The organism is Sorangium sp. So ce385, from assembly GCF_051474135.1.
GTDB lineage: Bacteria > Myxococcota_A > Polyangia > Polyangiales > Polyangiaceae > Sorangium > Sorangium cellulosum_D.
Genome location: NZ_CP150337.1, coordinates 6,534,438 through 6,549,193, shown reverse-complemented (window position 1 = coordinate 6,549,193; position 14,756 = coordinate 6,534,438). Strand labels below are relative to the sequence as shown.

Below are 14,756 nucleotides of genomic sequence, written 5' to 3'. Positions count from 1 at the left end.
AAGGACGGGTCATGAAGAGCTACGCAGGGAAGAAGGCGATCGTCACCGGCGGAACCCACGGCATGGGGCTCGCTACGGTCAAGGCGCTCCTCGACGGAGGCGCCGAGGTGCTGCTCACCGGCAAGAACGAGAGGAACGTCGAGGCGGCGCGGCGCGAGCTCGGTTCGAGGGCGCACGTGGTGCGATCGGATATGGGGAGCATGGCGGACATCGACGCGCTCTTCGCGATCGTGAAGGACACGCTCGGGCAGGCCGACTTGCTGTTCGTCAACGCCGGTGTCGCGAGCCTGGAAACGCTGGATCAGGTGACCGAGGCCTCGTACGACTGGACATTCGGTATCAACGCGAAGGGGGCGTTCTTCACGGTCCAGCGGCTGGTTCCGCTGATGCGGGATGGCGGAGCCATCGTCTTCACGACGTCGATCGCCAACGAGGGCGGCAGCCCCGGCATGAGCGTCTACGCCGGATCGAAGGCGGCGCTGCGGTCGTTCGCGCAGGTCTTCGCGGCGGAGCTCCTGCCGAGGCAGATCCGCGTGAACGCGGTGAGCCCGGGGTTCATCAAGACGCCGACCATGGGCATCGCGGGCGCATCCGCGGAGGCGCTGGTGGCCTTCGAGCAGGAGGGCTGCGAGGTCACCCCGATGAAGCGTATCGGCACGCCCGAAGAGGTGGCTCGCGCCGTGCTGTTCCTCGCCTTCGAGGCGACCTTCACCACGGGCGTCGAGCTGCCCGTCGATGGCGGCCTCGGTCAGGGCATCGTGGCGCCTCACGCGTCGCCTGACCCGTAACCTGACCCGTAACCTGACCCGGGTTCACCCGCCCACCCAACCCACCAACCCACCCGACTTAGGTTGAGGTTGACCCACCAGGTTGACCCACCCAGGTTGACCCGACCCAGGTTGTGGCGTGACGTGACGTGACGAGGGTAACCCGCGGGCGAAACCCCCGGCGGCGGCGCGGCGCGACCGACCCAGGTTAATCTATCAATCCGGGTGCTTGGACCGGCGGCAGAACAGCCGCCGTCGGTCAAGCAGAGACGCGGCGGCTTGGCTCCCGCCCCATGGTCACGTGGCGCGGCATGACGCATGGACAGCCATTCTCGGAACGCTGCATCGCGGACCCGACACCCGCTCCGCCCCCATCACACACACGTTCCGCGGGACCATGCGTAGAGGTGTCCCCCTCGTACCCTTCGCGCTCCCTCGCTCCGCGTGCGGTGCTATCCCGTGATCACCGCATCATTGACGCTGGCGCCGTGAAATGTGCACATCCACCACGTCCCCACCGGGAATAAAACGCTGCGCACGCCAGCACGCCATCGTTCGAGCGCAGCACGGTACGACGTGCGAAACGCGCGTACGGCGGCAGCAGCGGTTCGCCAGGCGTCGCCCTGGTCGCGACCGACGGCGAATGTCGGATTGCGCCCGCGCAGGCCCTCGGAGCTTGTGGCTCGCTCATAGGGGGAGTTCTTGGTGACTTGCTCGGCGCCCACGAAGCGGAGCCCTCTCTGCTCCACGTCCGCATGCGCCAGCTCTTCCTGGTGCTCGAGCTCAGCAGCGACCTGACGACGAAGGCTCTCCGCATCCTCCGGCGCGACGTCCGGCGGCAGCGCCAGCGGCAGCGTCGCTTCCTCGACCCACTGCGGGTTCGCCGGATCGAGATACACCGAGGGCCGTGTCGCGCGGAGCACGCCACGGCCGAGCTCACCCACATGCACCTTGACGCCCGGCCATTCCGTCGCATGCCGGACCAGACCAGCGGTCACAGGATTCGCGAGCACGTAAGCAATCTTTTCCACCACCGCCGCCGGCGTCATCAGTCGTACCACGCTCGTTGCCTCGTGGTCCCATACGGGCCCTTCCCACTTTCGCAGCACCTTCGTCCCCAGAGCGACGAGGCGATGGAAATACTGCAAGAAGCGCGGCAGTACGCCCTGCACATCGGTCACGACGAGGTGCAGATGCGTCGACATTGCGCAAAGAGCGTGAACTTCGACGCCGTAGCGGCGGGTTGAGACTGCGAGGGCGTAGACCAAGAGTTGGTTGATGGCCGCGTCGGGGCGCAACAGGAAATGACGGCGTAGGACGCGACGGGTGACCAGGTAGGTTGCGCCGGCAGCTATCTCGCGAGGCTGGCTCATGCTCGGAGTGGAGAGGCAAGCGTTGTGCCGTGACTCGCTGTGAATCATTTCAAGGGGTTGCCATCGCGCGGTGGGTGGCGGCCGCGGATTCCGCCGGTTTCCGCCACCCTTGGCTGAAGCGCGTCGCCATGCCTATCCGCGCTGCGTCGCGTTTCGCAATCCGCACGTGCTGAGGCGTTGCCGACCTGGATTGCGTCGACAATTGGGCGGGCGTTGCCGACCTGGGTTGGGTGGTCGCTGCCGACCAGGGTCAAGTGGCCGACGCGACACGAGGTCAACCCGGGTCGGAGCGCCACGCGAGGTCAACCCGGGTCGGAGCGCCCCAACCCCACGCGAGGTCAACCCGGGTCGGAGCGCCCCAACCCCACCGAGGTCAACCCGGGTCGGAGCGCCCCAACCCGGGTCGGGTCCGCCCAACCCGGGTCGGGTCCGCCCAACCCGGGTCGGGTCGGGTCCTATTTCCTCTCGCCCGGCTTGTCGCTCTTGGCGTCGCCGCCGCCGCTCTCCTGGATGGAGGGCGGCGGGTCCGACTGGACGGTCTTCGCGTCGCCGGGCTCCAGCGTCACCATCATCGTCCGGTTGCCGCGCTCCAGGTCCACGAACGTCACCTCGTGCGTTCCCGGCGCGACCTTGCGCCCCGTGATCGGCGTCGTCCCGATGGACTTACCGTCCAGCAGGATCTCGGTTGGCTGCGCCGAGACCACGTCGAGCATCGGCGCGTCGTCCAGCGGAGGCTCGGGCTCAGGCTCGGGCTGGGCCGCGATCGGCGCGGGCTGCGGAGGCTCCGGCGGGGGCTTGGGGGCCCCGCCGCAGCCGGCGAGCGGGATGACGAGGAGAAGAGCGGCAACACGGAGCATGCGCCGGAGGCTAGACACGAAATCTCGCGCGAGGAAATGGCCCGGCGACATCGCGCACGCGCCGCGAGCGCCCGGAGCCCGGACGTTGCCTTGTCCGACCGGCCCAGGTACCTCTGGTCGCCATGTCGACCGTGGCGATCCGCGGAACGGGGAACCCGCGACAGCCGACGGAGCACGTCGACTGCGCGTCCACGGAGAGCTCCAGCAGGGCCCGCGAGCAGGCCGCGGACGCCGGCATCCCGTTTTCTGATGGAGCGGTATCTTTCGACAAATTCCGCCGAAAACACGTCGCCCTCCGTCCGCTCGTGGCCTCCTGCATCGAGTGGCATCTCGCCCCCCTGTCTCCGGAGGGGCGCGCCCTTGCGCTCGAGGAGCGCCTCCGCATCGTCCGCGAGGGCCTCGTAAAGACCGTGTTCCTCAACGCCTCCATGGACATGCGCGACGCCGACGCCGACCTCATCAAGACGCGCAGCACCCGCTGCGCGCTCCCCGACGGTCGGCCGATGCCTCGCTGCGCGTACCGCGACCTCGACCGCGACAGCGGCCCGCGCATCACGACCACGGCGATGCGCGCGCGGCGCCTAGCGCTCGCGAACGCCTACGTCACCGGTCCCACGACGAGGGGCGACGGAGGGCTCTGATGGCAGCGCCGTCCTCGTCGCGGCTCCGGGTGATGGGCGGCCTCGCCGCGATGGCGTTCGTCGTCCACGGCGGCAACCACGTGCGGCGGGGCTCACCGCACGACCTGCTCTGGATGTGCAACGTCGCGCCCCTCCTGCTCGCGGCCGGCTGCTTCCTCGCCAAGCCAGACCTCGCCGCGATCGCGGCGCTGTGGCTCGCCTTCGGCACGCCCATCTGGCTGCTCGACATCGCGACGGGCAGCGGCCTCATCCTGACCACGTTCCTGCCGCACGTGCTCTGCCCGATCCTCGCCGTCCTCGCGCTGCGGGAGCTGGGCCTCCCGCAACGCGCCTGGCTCAAGGCCACCGCGGCGCTGCTCGCCCTGGTAGGGCTCACGCGCGCGCTCACGCCGCCCGAGACGAACGTCAACCTCTCCCGCCGCGTCTGGACGGGCTGGGAGGCGCTGTTCCCGCGCTACGCTCTGTTCTTCGCCCTCGTGGCGACCGCGGCGGCGCTCACCTTCCTCGCCATCGATCGCGCGCTCGCGGCGTGGCTCGACCCGCAGCGCCGGGGCGCCGCGGGCGGCACGACCCGCGGGGCGAGCACCACCTGACGCGCGACCTCCTCCGTCCTCGACGCGATCACGCCGAGCGAACCCAGCCGCACCGCGTGCGCCGAAGACGGCGACGTTGCTCGATCGAGCTCGCCATCGCTCGGGATGCTCACCCCGGCGCGCGCGTCCCTGCCTTGCCGCGCGCGCCCGGCCGCGTCACGACCCAGCCATGCGTCCGCGTGGAGCTCGAGCGACCTCGTGCGTCGACCGACGCGGTCCGACCCGAGGTCGCGTCAGCGATCGGCCGCGACACGGGCGATGATCCCGCTTCACCGTGACGCGCCGCCGTGAACGCCTGAGCCGGAACCCACAGGAGCCACTCGATGAAGAAGAGCCTACCTGACGATGATCTCCGCCTGCCGGTGAAGCTGGACTCCACGAGCAACGGTGAGTACTGGCCGCGATCCCCGGACGCGGCGCTGCGCGAGGCCCAGCGGAGCGCGATGGAGAGCGCGCTCGACAACGCGCGCAGGCTCGGGATGAGCCGGCGCGAGTACCTGGCCAGCACGTGCGGCGCCGCGACCGTCTTCCTCGCGCTGAACCAGCTGGGCTGCGGGGGCGGGCGCTACCAGGTCACGAAGGAGTCCACGCTCGACCCCGCCGCCGCGAACGAGAAGCTGACCGGCAAAGAGTTCATCTTCGACGTGCAGACGCACGAGGTGAGCGCCGACCGGGTCTGGTGGAAGGAAGGGCAGCCGTCGCTCGCGGATTTCCTCAAGACGACGCCGCAAGCGGACTGCGGCGCCCCGACCTGGGCGCGGTGCTTCACCGATGACGTGCTCATCCGCGAGGTCTTCATGAACAGCGACACCCAGCTCGCCGTGCTGACCGGCCTCTGGGGCGATCCGCTGCCCATGCTCACCGAGGAGGCCGCGCGCACGCGGGAGAAGGTCGCGCAGCTCGGGCGCGATCGGCTGCGCATCCACGGCGTCGTCCAGCCGACCATCGCGCCCTGGGAGAAGATCGCCGACGAGATGCGCAGGCAGGCCGAGACCATGAAGCTCAGCGCGTGGAAGCTCTACACGGTGTGGGGACCGACCGGCGAGGGCTGGTGGCTGAACGACGAGGTGGGCCGGAGGACGATCGAGCACGGCATCGCCCTCGGCATTCCGATCTTCGCGGTGCACAAGGGGCTCCCGCTCTCCGGAATGAACCCGGAGTACACGCGGCCGAAGGACGTGGGACCGGCGGCGCGCGCGTTCCCGAAGGCGACGTTCCTCATCTACCACTCCGGCTATGAGCCCGACATCACCGAAGGCCCGTACGACCCGAAGGCCACGCGCGGGGTGGACGCGCTGATACGCTCCCTCGAGGAGAACGGCATCGGGCAGAACGGGAACGTGTACGCCGAGCTCGGCTCCACGTGGCGCGAGGTGATGAAGAAACCCGACGAGGCGGCGCACGTCCTGGGCAAGCTGCTCAAGCACGTGGGCGAGGACCGGATCCTCTGGGGGACCGACGCCATCTGGTTCGGCTCGCCGCAGGATCAGATCCAGGCATTCCGGGCGTTCGAGATCACCCCCGAGCTCCAGGAGCGCCACGGGTACCCGGCGCTGACCCCGGAGCGGAAGGCGAAGATCCTCGGCCTGAACGCCGCGCGCGTGTATGGCGTCGACGTCGCCGCAGTGCAGGGCGCGCAGGCCCGCGATGAGGTGAGCCGCGCTCGCGCGGAGTACGCGAACGCGCCGATGCCTTCGTTCCAGACCTACGGCCCGCGGACCCGCCGCGACATGCTGCGGCTGCTCGATTTCACGCGCGGCCTGCCCGACTAGCGGCGAGGCCTGCGCGCGGGGCGCGCACGCCGTACGAGCGGCTGCGCGCGTCGAGCCCTCTTCGCGACGTGTCCCCGGATGCGGCGCGGGATCTCTGTGGTGCGTTCGGAGCGGGAGCGAGCGGGCCCGGCAGCTCAGGGCTCGTACGCTTGCGCGACGGTCTCGATCATCCGCGGGATGGCGACGGAGATGAGGATCCCGAGGTTCGCCCGCTTGTTGTCCACCAGCATGCCCTGGAGCAGCTTGCCGTGGTTGACCACCACCACGGTGTGGTTGCCCGCCATGTCGAGCATGTAATACCGCCCGAGGGGCGGGAAATTCGAGTCGCGCAGCGAGCTGTCCAGCTCCTCGGTGATGCGCGTGAAGAGGGCCACCGCCACGGGCTGCTGGTTGAAGCCGGCGAGCGACAGGCCCGCCGTGCGCTCCCAGATGTCGGTGGCGAGCAGCCCGTCGCGGAGGATGTTGCGGAGGTCGTGGACTGCGGCCTCGAGGACTTTGGTGTCGATCATCGTGCTTCCGTCGCTCCTGGGCGCGCGCGCCCGCATTGAAAATCCGGATGTATCACAGCCCGCGCACGGTCGTCTCGAGCGCCTCCTTCAGCTGCTCGAGCGCCCGCGTGGAGAGAGCCTCGTCGCCCACGGTCCCGAGACAGAAGCCGCCGCGCGCCGTGCGCGTCTCGACCCAGGACATCATCTGCGCGCCCAGCCAGAGCGCGCCCGCCGTGGCGTCGACGCCAGGGACGGTGCGGACGCCGACCAGCGCCGAGAGCAGCGGGCCCACGAGGGACACGTGCGCCTCCGAGATGCCGTGCGCCGCCAGCGTGAGGCCGTTGTCGTCGGCGACGAAGGCGCCAGCGCACGCGTGGTGGGCGAGCGTCCAGGCGACGAGCGCGTCGAGCCGGTCGGCCGGGTTGTCGGAGGTCTGCACGAGGCGCGGCACCTCCTTCGGCGCCTTGGGCGCCGCCTTCGCCGGCGCGGGCGCCGCCTTCGCCGGCGCGCCGGCGCGCGACGACCCCATGGCGCTCACGAGCGCCGCGGGCTCGCGCGCGGGCGTCGCTGACACCCGCGCGAGCAGCGAGCTCACCCGCTGCGCGTCAGTCCACGAGACGGATCGGACCGTCATCCTCGCCTCCTGCCGTGGTGCCAAGGCGCTCCTCGATCTCGGCCACCAGCTTGTCGAACACCGCGGAGACCGCCGGCGGGCGGCGGCTGAGCAGGCCGAGCGGCACGCCCGCGCGGCTCGCCTGGAGGAACGTGCTGTCGCGCGGGACCGCCGTGTCGAAGACCTGGTCGCGGTAGAGCGACCACAGCTCCTCCAGCGAGGCCAACATCACCGGATCGCGGAACGAGCTCATGGTGCCGACCACGCCGAGCAGCGAGCAGGCGGAGCCGATGTCGCGGAGCCGCGCCAGGAGCTCGAGCAGCCGGGGCAGGGCCCGCAGCGCGAGCGGCTCGCACTGCGCCACGGCGATGACGTTGTCCACCTCTTCGAGCGCGATGCGCGACATCCCGCCGAGCCCGGCCGGCGTGTCGAAGAGGATCAGGTCGAAGTCGCGCTGGCTCTGCTCCAGGATGCGCCCGACGAGGTTGGCCTCGCGCGCGTTGATGGAGAAGCGATCCTCGTCGAGCGCGTCGACGGGGCCCATGGGCAGGAGACAGAGCTCCGGGAGCCGCGTCTTGACGAGCCCCTCGAGCGGGGGGCCGCCGCGCGCGAGGCTCGCGGCGAGGCCAGGGCGGTCGCTGACGCCGTCGAGCGACATGCCGATGGCGCCCTGCAGATCCGTGTCGACGAGGAGGGTCCGCGCGCCTCGGCGCGCGAAGGCGAAGGCGCAGTTGAGCGCCACGGTGGTCTTTCCGACTCCGCCCTTCAGGCTGGCGAATGCGATGGATCGGGTCATTTGGGGTATCCGAGCTTGCGTAGCTGTTCCAAGTTAGCGCGCACGAGACTGGATGCGGGGTCGAGGGTGGAGAGGTCGGTGAGGACGCGGGCCGCCTCGCTGTAGCTGCGTTCCATCAAGAGGCGCCGCGCGTCGGCGTTGAGCTGCTTGACGCGGGCCGCGCGCTGCTCGGGCGAGAAGAGCGCGACCTCGATCCGCCTCGAGGAGATCGGCGGCGGCATCTCCACGCAGCCCTCGTCGATCCGGCGGAGCGAGTCGAGCACGAGCTCCGCGAGATCCTTGAAGATGGTGCGCTCCTTCGTCGAGCTGACGGTCGGGTTGACGCGCACGCGCATCTCCGGCCGGATGAGCCGCGCGAACGCCTCCTCGCCCACGCCGAGCCCGTCGAACGCCGTCCACACCTGGCCGCGCCGCACCTCGATGAGGCCCACGTCGCCGCTCTCGTTGCTGACCACGAGGACGTGCGAGTCGCCGGACATGCAGATCATCTGCAAGAAGTCGACGGGCACGAAGTTCATCCCGATCGGCGCCGACTGCGCGCCCGCGGCGTGCCCCATGAGGACGAGCGTCTCCTCGGCGATGGGCCACGTCACGCGCGTGACGTTCATCGCCCCCGGGACCTCCACGCCCTCGTTCACGGCGAGCACCAGGCGCGCCGTGCGGCGGAGCAGCTGCGCGACGGCGTCCTCCGGCCCGCCCGGGAGCGACGGCGCGTAGATGATGAGCTCCGCGCTCTCGGCGACCTCGAGCGCCTGCTCCAGCTCCTCCCAGGTGGCGGCGCCGATGGCGCTCACCGGCGTCTGCCCCGCGATGACGCGAATGCACCGCATGCGTTCGCGCAGATCGGGATCCGCGACCACGACGATCGGCATCAGCCTCCGAGGTCGCGCCGCGCTCGGCGCAGCATGACCGACGACGCCGTGTCGCCTGGGCGCATGCGCGCGCAGGCCTCGAAGGCCTCGATCGCCTCGTCATAGCGGCGCTGCACGAACGCGGCGGTGCCGCGGGCGAACGCCTCGCGGTAGCGCCGATCCTCCTCCGTCTCGTAGACCCGCGGCGTGAACGGCGCGCTGGGCGGCGTGAACGGCGCGCTGGTGGGGGCCGGCTCCGGCGCTCGCCGCTGCAGCCCGCGCTCCGGCATCGTCGGCGGCGCCGGATCCACGCTGACCGCGGACGGCAGCGTGTCCATCTGCCGGCGCCAGGACTGCGGCGTCTTCTCGCTGAACGGCGACGCCACCTCCCGCCCCGTGTAGAGGCCGACGAGCACCTGCAGCGTGCGGAGCCGCCCGAGCGGGCACATTTGCACGATGTCGTCGAACGTCGACGAGCCATCGATGTACCGCGCCACCAGGAGCGCGTCGGGCGAGCGACCCGCCGACACCGGGATGGGCCCCGCCACCTGATCGAGGCCGCCGAGCCGCTTGGCGTAGGCGCCGGCGAGGAACTCTTTGATCCGCTCGATGCTGGTCTGCAGCTCGCGATCTTCGGGCGCCTCCGCGCGCGCGCGGTACAGCACCGCCAGCGCCTCCTCGTAGCGCTTCTCACGGACCAGCCGCACGACCTCCGCCCGCACGGGTGTGCTCTTGGGGACCTCGCGGCTTTCGGGTTCCATCATCCAGGCCGATTCGTGTTGGTCTTTCACGGCACAACTCGGCAAGCTACATGCCCGGGCCGCCGACCTTCAAGCGGTTTGGTAGCGCCTCCGCGGCCGCCGCCCCGGCGGCGCTGTCCACACTGGGATCGCCGTCGTTCAGGTGCGAGCGTGTGGGACCAGCCAGAGCCCCACTCCGAGAACATGGGTGCTGCGACATGGGCCCATGTGGAGGCCCTGGAGACACGTCCCGCGACGACTCTGCCAGTTTCTTTAATGCGTGGCGGGTCGGCCCGCCGGCGCCCTCGGATACCTGCCGAATAAATCGTCGAGCAATCACCATAAGAGGAATAGGTGTCGCACATCGGCGCCCATCTGCCCACCCGGTTGCCGAGCTCGATTTCGATGGAGATCCCTGAAGATACTGGATGCAGCTTACGCGGAACTTGCGCTAGAGTGGGTTCACCGAGTGGAAGCACCCCCCAACGTTGCGTAACGTCTGAGGTGGTTCGTGGGAAATTCCAAAAATCAAGCTCGGAATGCAGCGAGGGGGGGGCGTGCAGGATTTCAACCAAGGTGAGATCCAGCCGCAGCGTCCATTGGGGGTACGCCGTGGTCTTGTCTTGTTGCCTCACGAAGCGCATACGACGCTTGGCTTACGCAAACAGAGGGATCGTTCGATCAACTGACACCACCAGCCGAAAGGAGATCGCTTATGCGGCAGGTCTTGCGGCACATCTTCCAGAAGAAGCAGGCATACGCTCGTCTACCCCTGTTCGAGCGGATGCGCGATGAGCGGCTCGATCCCAGCGAGCGGCTCGCTTTCTATCCGTGCATGGCTTACTTCATCATGAGCTTCGGTGATCTGAACAAATTCGTGCTGAGGCAGGAGCCCGCGGCGGACGCATACCAGGAAATGGTGAACGTCCACACCCGCGAGGACGACCATCACTGGCCGTGGTACTTGGAGGATTTGACGAAGCTGGGCTACGACGTCGAGGCGCGGAGCTCGGACCTGATGCACTTCCTCTGGGGCGAGGAGACGATCGAGAATCGGATCCTCACCGCGCGGCTTACCGAGCTCATCAAGGGCACGACGGGCCTCGAGCGGCTGGTCATCATCGAAGCGATCGAGGAGACTGGCAACGTCCTCTTCAGCGCGATGCTTCCCCTGGCGGAGGCGCTGGAGAAGCGGCTCGGAACGCAGCTGCGCTACTGCGGCCCGTTCCATTTCGAGCGCGAGTCGGGCCACACGGTCGACGCCGATCACGCCGCGCTCGCGGGCATCCCCCTCGACGCGGAGACGCGCGCGCGCTACAAGGCGCTCGCGGACGAGGTGTTCGCGCTCTTCGAGCCGTGGACGCACGAGCTCCTGCGCTATGCCATCGCCCACCCGGCGGCCATTCCGATGTCCGACCCCGAGACGGACGGCGTGAGCCAGATCATGACCCGCTCGTCGATCCTCGCCGCGTGAATCCGCGCGGTTGAGCGCTCCAGCTTCGCCTTCGCGGCCCCCTCCACGAACCCCATTCCATCGCGCTCGCCACGCGCCGCGCTCTCTGCACAAGACGCTGCGCATGGCGCTGACGCCCTCGTACACCCATGGCGGTGAGCGCTGTCCGACGAACGTCGACGTCGAGCGCCGCCGTTCGGAGCTCCGGCGCGATCGGCGCCGGCCCGCGGGGCGGGCGGCGCGCCGGGATCAGCCGCCGCTGCCGTAAGGGCGGGTGATGATCTCGAGGAAGTGCCCGGCGGGGTCGGGGAAGTACACGCCGCGTCCGCCGTCGTGATGGTTGATCTCGCCGGGGTGCTGCGCTCTGGGATCGGCCCAGTACGGCAGCTTCCGCTCGCGGATCCGGCCGAAGATCTCGTCGAACTCGGCCTCGCTGACCAGGAACGCGTAGTGCTGGGGGTGGATCTCGTCAGGGGTGTCGATGAAGTCGAGCGTGACGTCGTTGTCGAGCCGCACCGTGAGGAAATGTCCGAACGGCTCCGGGGCGGGGAGGCCCAGGATCTCCGTCATGAAGGTGGCGGACACCTTCTTGTCCTTCGCGGCGACGATGGTGTGGTTCAGCCGGACGGTCATGCGCGCGTCCCCCTTCCGCGGCGCCCGAGCGGGCCTCGTGGCCGCCCGGTCGACGCCGTCATTTCACGCCTCGGCCTGGTGTCGTTCATCTCTGTACCCTCCATCCAGCCGAGCCCCGCCGGGCGAGCCGCTGCACGAGGCCCGCCGCGCGTGCTCGCCCGGGAACAGGGCGAGCCTGCCACGGTGGGTCCACGTGAGCAACCTCGCCGGCCGGGGCGCGCCGACCGGCGCGCCAGCCCGTCTTTGCTGTTCTCCTCCGCTCGTCGGTCACGTGAACTCCTCACCGCCGTATCGTCGCGGTCACCTGTCCGCGCGGCGCCGGGAGCCCGCGGCGCTCGAGCGGAATCGAGGAGGGTTTGCCCGGGCGATGGCCTCACTCGCGGTCGAGGGAGGGGAGGGCGAGGCGGCTGCAGGGGAGGTTGGGAATGCGGTGGTGGCGCTCGTGGTAGCCGAGGCTCAGCGCGATCGGCGAGCGGGTGAAGGCGAGCCGGCGCGCGGCGGCCAGCATCCAGGGCGGGGCGTTGTGCGGGATGTGCGCGGCCCACACGGCCATGGTGAGCTGGAGGCACGTCGCGGTGGCCGCGACGGCGAGGAGCGCCGGCCGCCGCGAGGCGAGCAGGAGGGCGAGCGAGGCGAGGTTGAGCGCGGTCTCGGCGAGCTGGCAGCGGCGGCCCGAGGGGCCGGCGGCGCGGAACGCCTCGACGCGGAGGTCAAGGGCGCTGAGAGGGGCGCCGAGGAGCGCGCGCGAGAGGGGCAGTCGCGCGGGGGCGCCCTCGGCGTCGTCGGGCGCGAGGGGGCGAGCGTGGTGGCGCAGGTGCAGCAGCCGCAGGGCGTGGCCGCTCATGAGCATGAGCGCGGCCGACAGGGTGAGGGCGAGCTCGTTCGCCTTGCGCGGCAGGCGGAGCGCGCCGTGGGCGACGTCGTGCATCAGGGCGAAGGAGGCGAAGAAGAGCGCGCCCTCGAAGGCCGCCGCGAGCGTCGCGCTCTCGAGGCGCGCGGCGAGGGCGACGCCGGAGGCGCAGAGGCTGATACGGGCGATGTGCAAGGCGAGGTCGCCGAGGCGAGGTTGCATGCCGCCCTCCGGGTGCGATCGCCGTGCCAGGGAGCGCGGGCCGGCGCGGCGCGGGCGGGCGCGGGCCGCGGCGGCGCGCTCGGCGGACGCCGCGCGCGCGGCGCGACCTCCGGTGTCCACGCGGGCGGCAACCCGGGTGTCCACGGCGTGGACAGCCACGAGGGCGCGTGGACAGCGAGGGGCCGAGGCGCGCGCGATGGGGCGGCGCGCGGTGGGGGTTTCAGAGGCTGGTGAGCGGCTTGCACGAGCGGTGGCCGGGACGGGCGATCTCGCTCGTTCGGGTCGTTTGGGTCCAGGGATGGGTGCACCATGGTCACCGCGTCATTTTTGCTTGCTGTCGTCTGCCTCATCGGCGCGTTCGATATTGCCTACTTTCACTGGCACCGGTGCCGTCTCGGGGAGCGCGCCGAGTCGCGGGCCGAGGTATGGATCCATGTGGCGCGCGGATTCATCTATGCGCTTCAGCTCGCGCTCGTGCCCAACGTCCAGTTTCACGGCGCGTTCTACGCGGTCTTCGTGGCGCTCTTCGTGGCCGACATCGGTGTGGCGATGGCCGATATCGCCGTCGAGCCGGCGTCGCGGCGCAGCCAGGGAGGGCTGCCCGCCGGGGAGTACTCGATGCACATCGTCCTCAGCGTGCTCGTCGGCGCCTACCTGCACGCGATCGCGCTGGACTCGATGGCATGGCGGCACCAGCCTTCGGCGATCGTCTACGCGCCGGCGGACGTCCCCGGCTGGCTCCGCGGGACGCTCGGGCTCATGGGCGCGGGGGCTGCGCTCGTCGCGGTGATCGAGGGGCTAGCGCTCGTCGAGCAGCGCCTGCCGCGACCGGCGCCGATCCACGTCCGGGTCCGGCTCCGCACCACCGTCGAGCGGCTCTGGGAGCTCACGCAGGATCACAAGCTCCATCCGAGCTGGGATCATCGCTTCAGCCGGATCGTCATGCTCGGGGAGGTCGTCCAGACCGGGACGGCGATGCGTTACGAGAAGGATTTGCTCGGGGTGACGATCCGTGGCGGCGGGCGATACAAGCTGCACCGGCCTTGTCGGCAGTCGACGTTCGAGTTCTGGTCGGAGGATCCTCGGTCGCTGATCCGCCGCGGGGTCGGGCTCTGGCTTTACCGGGCCGTGGGAGACGGGGTCGTGGAGTTCTCGACGTCGTATACGTACGAGGTGCGCTGGGGGGCGCTCGGGCGGTGGTTCGATCGGGCGGTGTTTCGCCCGCTGTTTCAGCGCGCGACGGAGCGGAGCTTCCGGCGGCTGGCAGAGCGGTATTTCCCCGAGGCGGCGTCGCGGGTCGCGGGGGCGCGCGGGAGGAAGCCGGTGCACGTTCTCGGCTACGGAGGCGAGCCGGCCGGGTGACGCGCTCGCGGGCTCTCAGGGATGGCGCCGTCCGACTCAGGTTGAGCGACCCAGTCGAGGTCGGGGTGGCCGCGGGGTGGCGCAGGTCTGGTGGGCGCCTTGGTCAGGAGCGAGCGCCTCGCAGCCGCGCGCCGACCCAGGCGCACGGCAGCGCGATCGCGATGTTCGCGAGCGAGTACCAGGCGGGGCCGTGCTCCCACATCACGACGGCGCCCACGGTAGCAAGACCGAGGCCGACGAAGCCGAGGGCGAGCGCGTGACGCATCGGATGAGCCGGAGCGAGCCTGGCCGCGACGTAGCAGCCGGCGGCGTTCAGCGGGATGCGGTAGGCGAGCGCGAGCACGAACAGCAGGTCGGCCATCCGTTCGCCGTGCGGCGGGAAGACGCCGGATGCGTGCAACGCCATGTCGACGGCGGTGGTGAGGATGGCCGTCGAGAGGAGACCGCAGAGCACCGCGCCGACGCTGCGGAGCGTGGTTCTAGCCGGGGCGGAATCGGTCGTGATGGTGAGCGTTGCTTGAAGAGTTTCGCTGGTGTTCATGGGGTCCTCGTCCGCGTGATGGAACGCCGTCCTCGGCGCTACACGGAGACGTCGGAGCCGCCGACGCGTCCTCGACATCGGCGGTGACGATTTTTTCGACGACCCTGGGCGGCCGACCCGACCCGGGTTGGGGAGGGGGGCCGATCCGACCCGGGCTGGGCAGCCTGCGAGCGGCGCGCCCGTCACCGCTCCAGCGAAGCATGA

General features: G+C 70.2%; 16 protein-coding genes. 6 read left to right on the top strand and 10 right to left on the bottom strand.

Annotated elements, in window-relative coordinates; all coding sequences use genetic code 11:
- Window positions 1-11 precede the first annotated feature (11 nt).
- The gene (locus WME83_RS23940; RefSeq protein WP_437321588.1) at window positions 12-788 is read left to right on the top strand and encodes an SDR family oxidoreductase; all 777 of its coding nucleotides are present in this window, start codon (window positions 12-14) and stop codon (window positions 786-788) included.
- A 431-nt stretch (window positions 789-1,219) separates the two neighbouring features.
- On the opposite strand, the gene WME83_RS23935 is transcribed toward WME83_RS23940, so the two are convergent.
- Together WME83_RS23935 and WME83_RS23930 are read right to left on the bottom strand one after the other, a co-directional pair.
- On the bottom strand, window positions 1,220-2,140 hold the full coding sequence (locus WME83_RS23935; RefSeq protein ID WP_437321587.1) for a transposase: 921 nt from the start codon (window positions 2,138-2,140) through the stop codon (window positions 1,220-1,222).
- 455 nt (window positions 2,141-2,595) lie between these two features.
- The gene (locus WME83_RS23930; RefSeq protein WP_437321586.1) at window positions 2,596-2,997 is read right to left on the bottom strand and encodes a PEGA domain-containing protein; all 402 of its coding nucleotides are present in this window, start codon (window positions 2,995-2,997) and stop codon (window positions 2,596-2,598) included.
- 122 nt (window positions 2,998-3,119) lie between these two features.
- Here WME83_RS23930 and WME83_RS23925 point away from each other — a divergent pair, with 122 nt between their 5' ends.
- The 3 genes from WME83_RS23925 to WME83_RS23915 all read left to right on the top strand — a co-directional run bounded on the left by WME83_RS23925 (window position 3,120) and on the right by WME83_RS23915 (window position 6,003).
- The gene (locus WME83_RS23925) at window positions 3,120-3,638 is read left to right on the top strand and encodes a hypothetical protein (RefSeq protein ID WP_437321585.1); all 519 of its coding nucleotides are present in this window, start codon (window positions 3,120-3,122) and stop codon (window positions 3,636-3,638) included.
- A complete protein-coding gene (locus tag WME83_RS23920; RefSeq protein WP_437321584.1) occupies window positions 3,638-4,231 on the top strand; it encodes a hypothetical protein in 594 nt (197 codons plus the stop codon). The genes WME83_RS23925 and WME83_RS23920 overlap by 1 nt, the downstream gene beginning before the upstream one ends.
- 323 nt (window positions 4,232-4,554) lie before the next feature.
- Window positions 4,555-6,003: an amidohydrolase family protein gene (locus WME83_RS23915; protein WP_437321583.1), complete on the top strand. Its 1,449-nt coding sequence runs from the start codon at window positions 4,555-4,557 to the stop codon at window positions 6,001-6,003.
- Between the two features lie 134 nt (window positions 6,004-6,137).
- On the opposite strand, the gene WME83_RS23910 is transcribed toward WME83_RS23915, so the two are convergent.
- From WME83_RS23910 to WME83_RS23890, 5 genes are read right to left on the bottom strand one after another with little or no spacing between them, the layout of a single operon-like run.
- On the bottom strand, window positions 6,138-6,512 hold the full coding sequence (locus WME83_RS23910) for a hypothetical protein (RefSeq protein WP_437321582.1): 375 nt from the start codon (window positions 6,510-6,512) through the stop codon (window positions 6,138-6,140).
- Between the two features lie 52 nt (window positions 6,513-6,564).
- The gene (locus WME83_RS23905) at window positions 6,565-7,125 is read right to left on the bottom strand and encodes a hypothetical protein (RefSeq protein ID WP_437321581.1); all 561 of its coding nucleotides are present in this window, start codon (window positions 7,123-7,125) and stop codon (window positions 6,565-6,567) included.
- Window positions 7,097-7,900, bottom strand: a complete 804-nt coding sequence (locus WME83_RS23900) for a ParA family protein (RefSeq protein WP_437321580.1) — start codon at window positions 7,898-7,900, stop codon at window positions 7,097-7,099. The genes WME83_RS23905 and WME83_RS23900 overlap by 29 nt, the downstream gene beginning before the upstream one ends.
- Window positions 7,897-8,772, bottom strand: coding sequence for a DUF4388 domain-containing protein (locus tag WME83_RS23895; protein WP_437321579.1), 876 nt, complete (start codon window positions 8,770-8,772; stop codon window positions 7,897-7,899). The genes WME83_RS23900 and WME83_RS23895 overlap by 4 nt, the downstream gene beginning before the upstream one ends.
- Window positions 8,772-9,515 (bottom strand): tetratricopeptide repeat protein, encoded by a 744-nt coding sequence (locus WME83_RS23890; protein WP_437321578.1) that lies wholly within the window; start codon window positions 9,513-9,515, stop codon window positions 8,772-8,774. The genes WME83_RS23895 and WME83_RS23890 overlap by 1 nt, the downstream gene beginning before the upstream one ends.
- Window positions 9,516-10,206: 691 nt before the next feature.
- Between WME83_RS23890 and WME83_RS23885 the strand changes: the two genes are divergently transcribed.
- Complete coding sequence (locus WME83_RS23885) at window positions 10,207-10,965, top strand: hypothetical protein (protein ID WP_437321577.1); 759 nt, start codon at window positions 10,207-10,209, stop codon at window positions 10,963-10,965.
- Between the two features lie 228 nt (window positions 10,966-11,193).
- Here WME83_RS23885 and WME83_RS23880 read toward each other — a convergent pair whose 3' ends face one another.
- Both WME83_RS23880 and WME83_RS23875 read right to left on the bottom strand, forming a co-directional pair.
- The gene (locus WME83_RS23880; RefSeq protein ID WP_437321576.1) at window positions 11,194-11,577 is read right to left on the bottom strand and encodes a VOC family protein; all 384 of its coding nucleotides are present in this window, start codon (window positions 11,575-11,577) and stop codon (window positions 11,194-11,196) included.
- 373 nt (window positions 11,578-11,950) lie between these two features.
- A complete protein-coding gene (locus WME83_RS23875; RefSeq protein ID WP_437321575.1) occupies window positions 11,951-12,649 on the bottom strand; it encodes a fatty acid desaturase in 699 nt (232 codons plus the stop codon).
- 309 nt (window positions 12,650-12,958) lie between these two features.
- Here WME83_RS23875 and WME83_RS23870 point away from each other — a divergent pair, with 309 nt between their 5' ends.
- Window positions 12,959-14,011, top strand: coding sequence for an SRPBCC family protein (locus tag WME83_RS23870; protein ID WP_437321574.1), 1,053 nt, complete (start codon window positions 12,959-12,961; stop codon window positions 14,009-14,011).
- 103 nt (window positions 14,012-14,114) lie between these two features.
- Here WME83_RS23870 and WME83_RS23865 read toward each other — a convergent pair whose 3' ends face one another.
- Window positions 14,115-14,465, bottom strand: coding sequence for a hypothetical protein (locus tag WME83_RS23865; RefSeq protein ID WP_437322034.1), 351 nt, complete (start codon window positions 14,463-14,465; stop codon window positions 14,115-14,117).
- Between the last annotated feature and the right edge of the window lie 291 nt (window positions 14,466-14,756).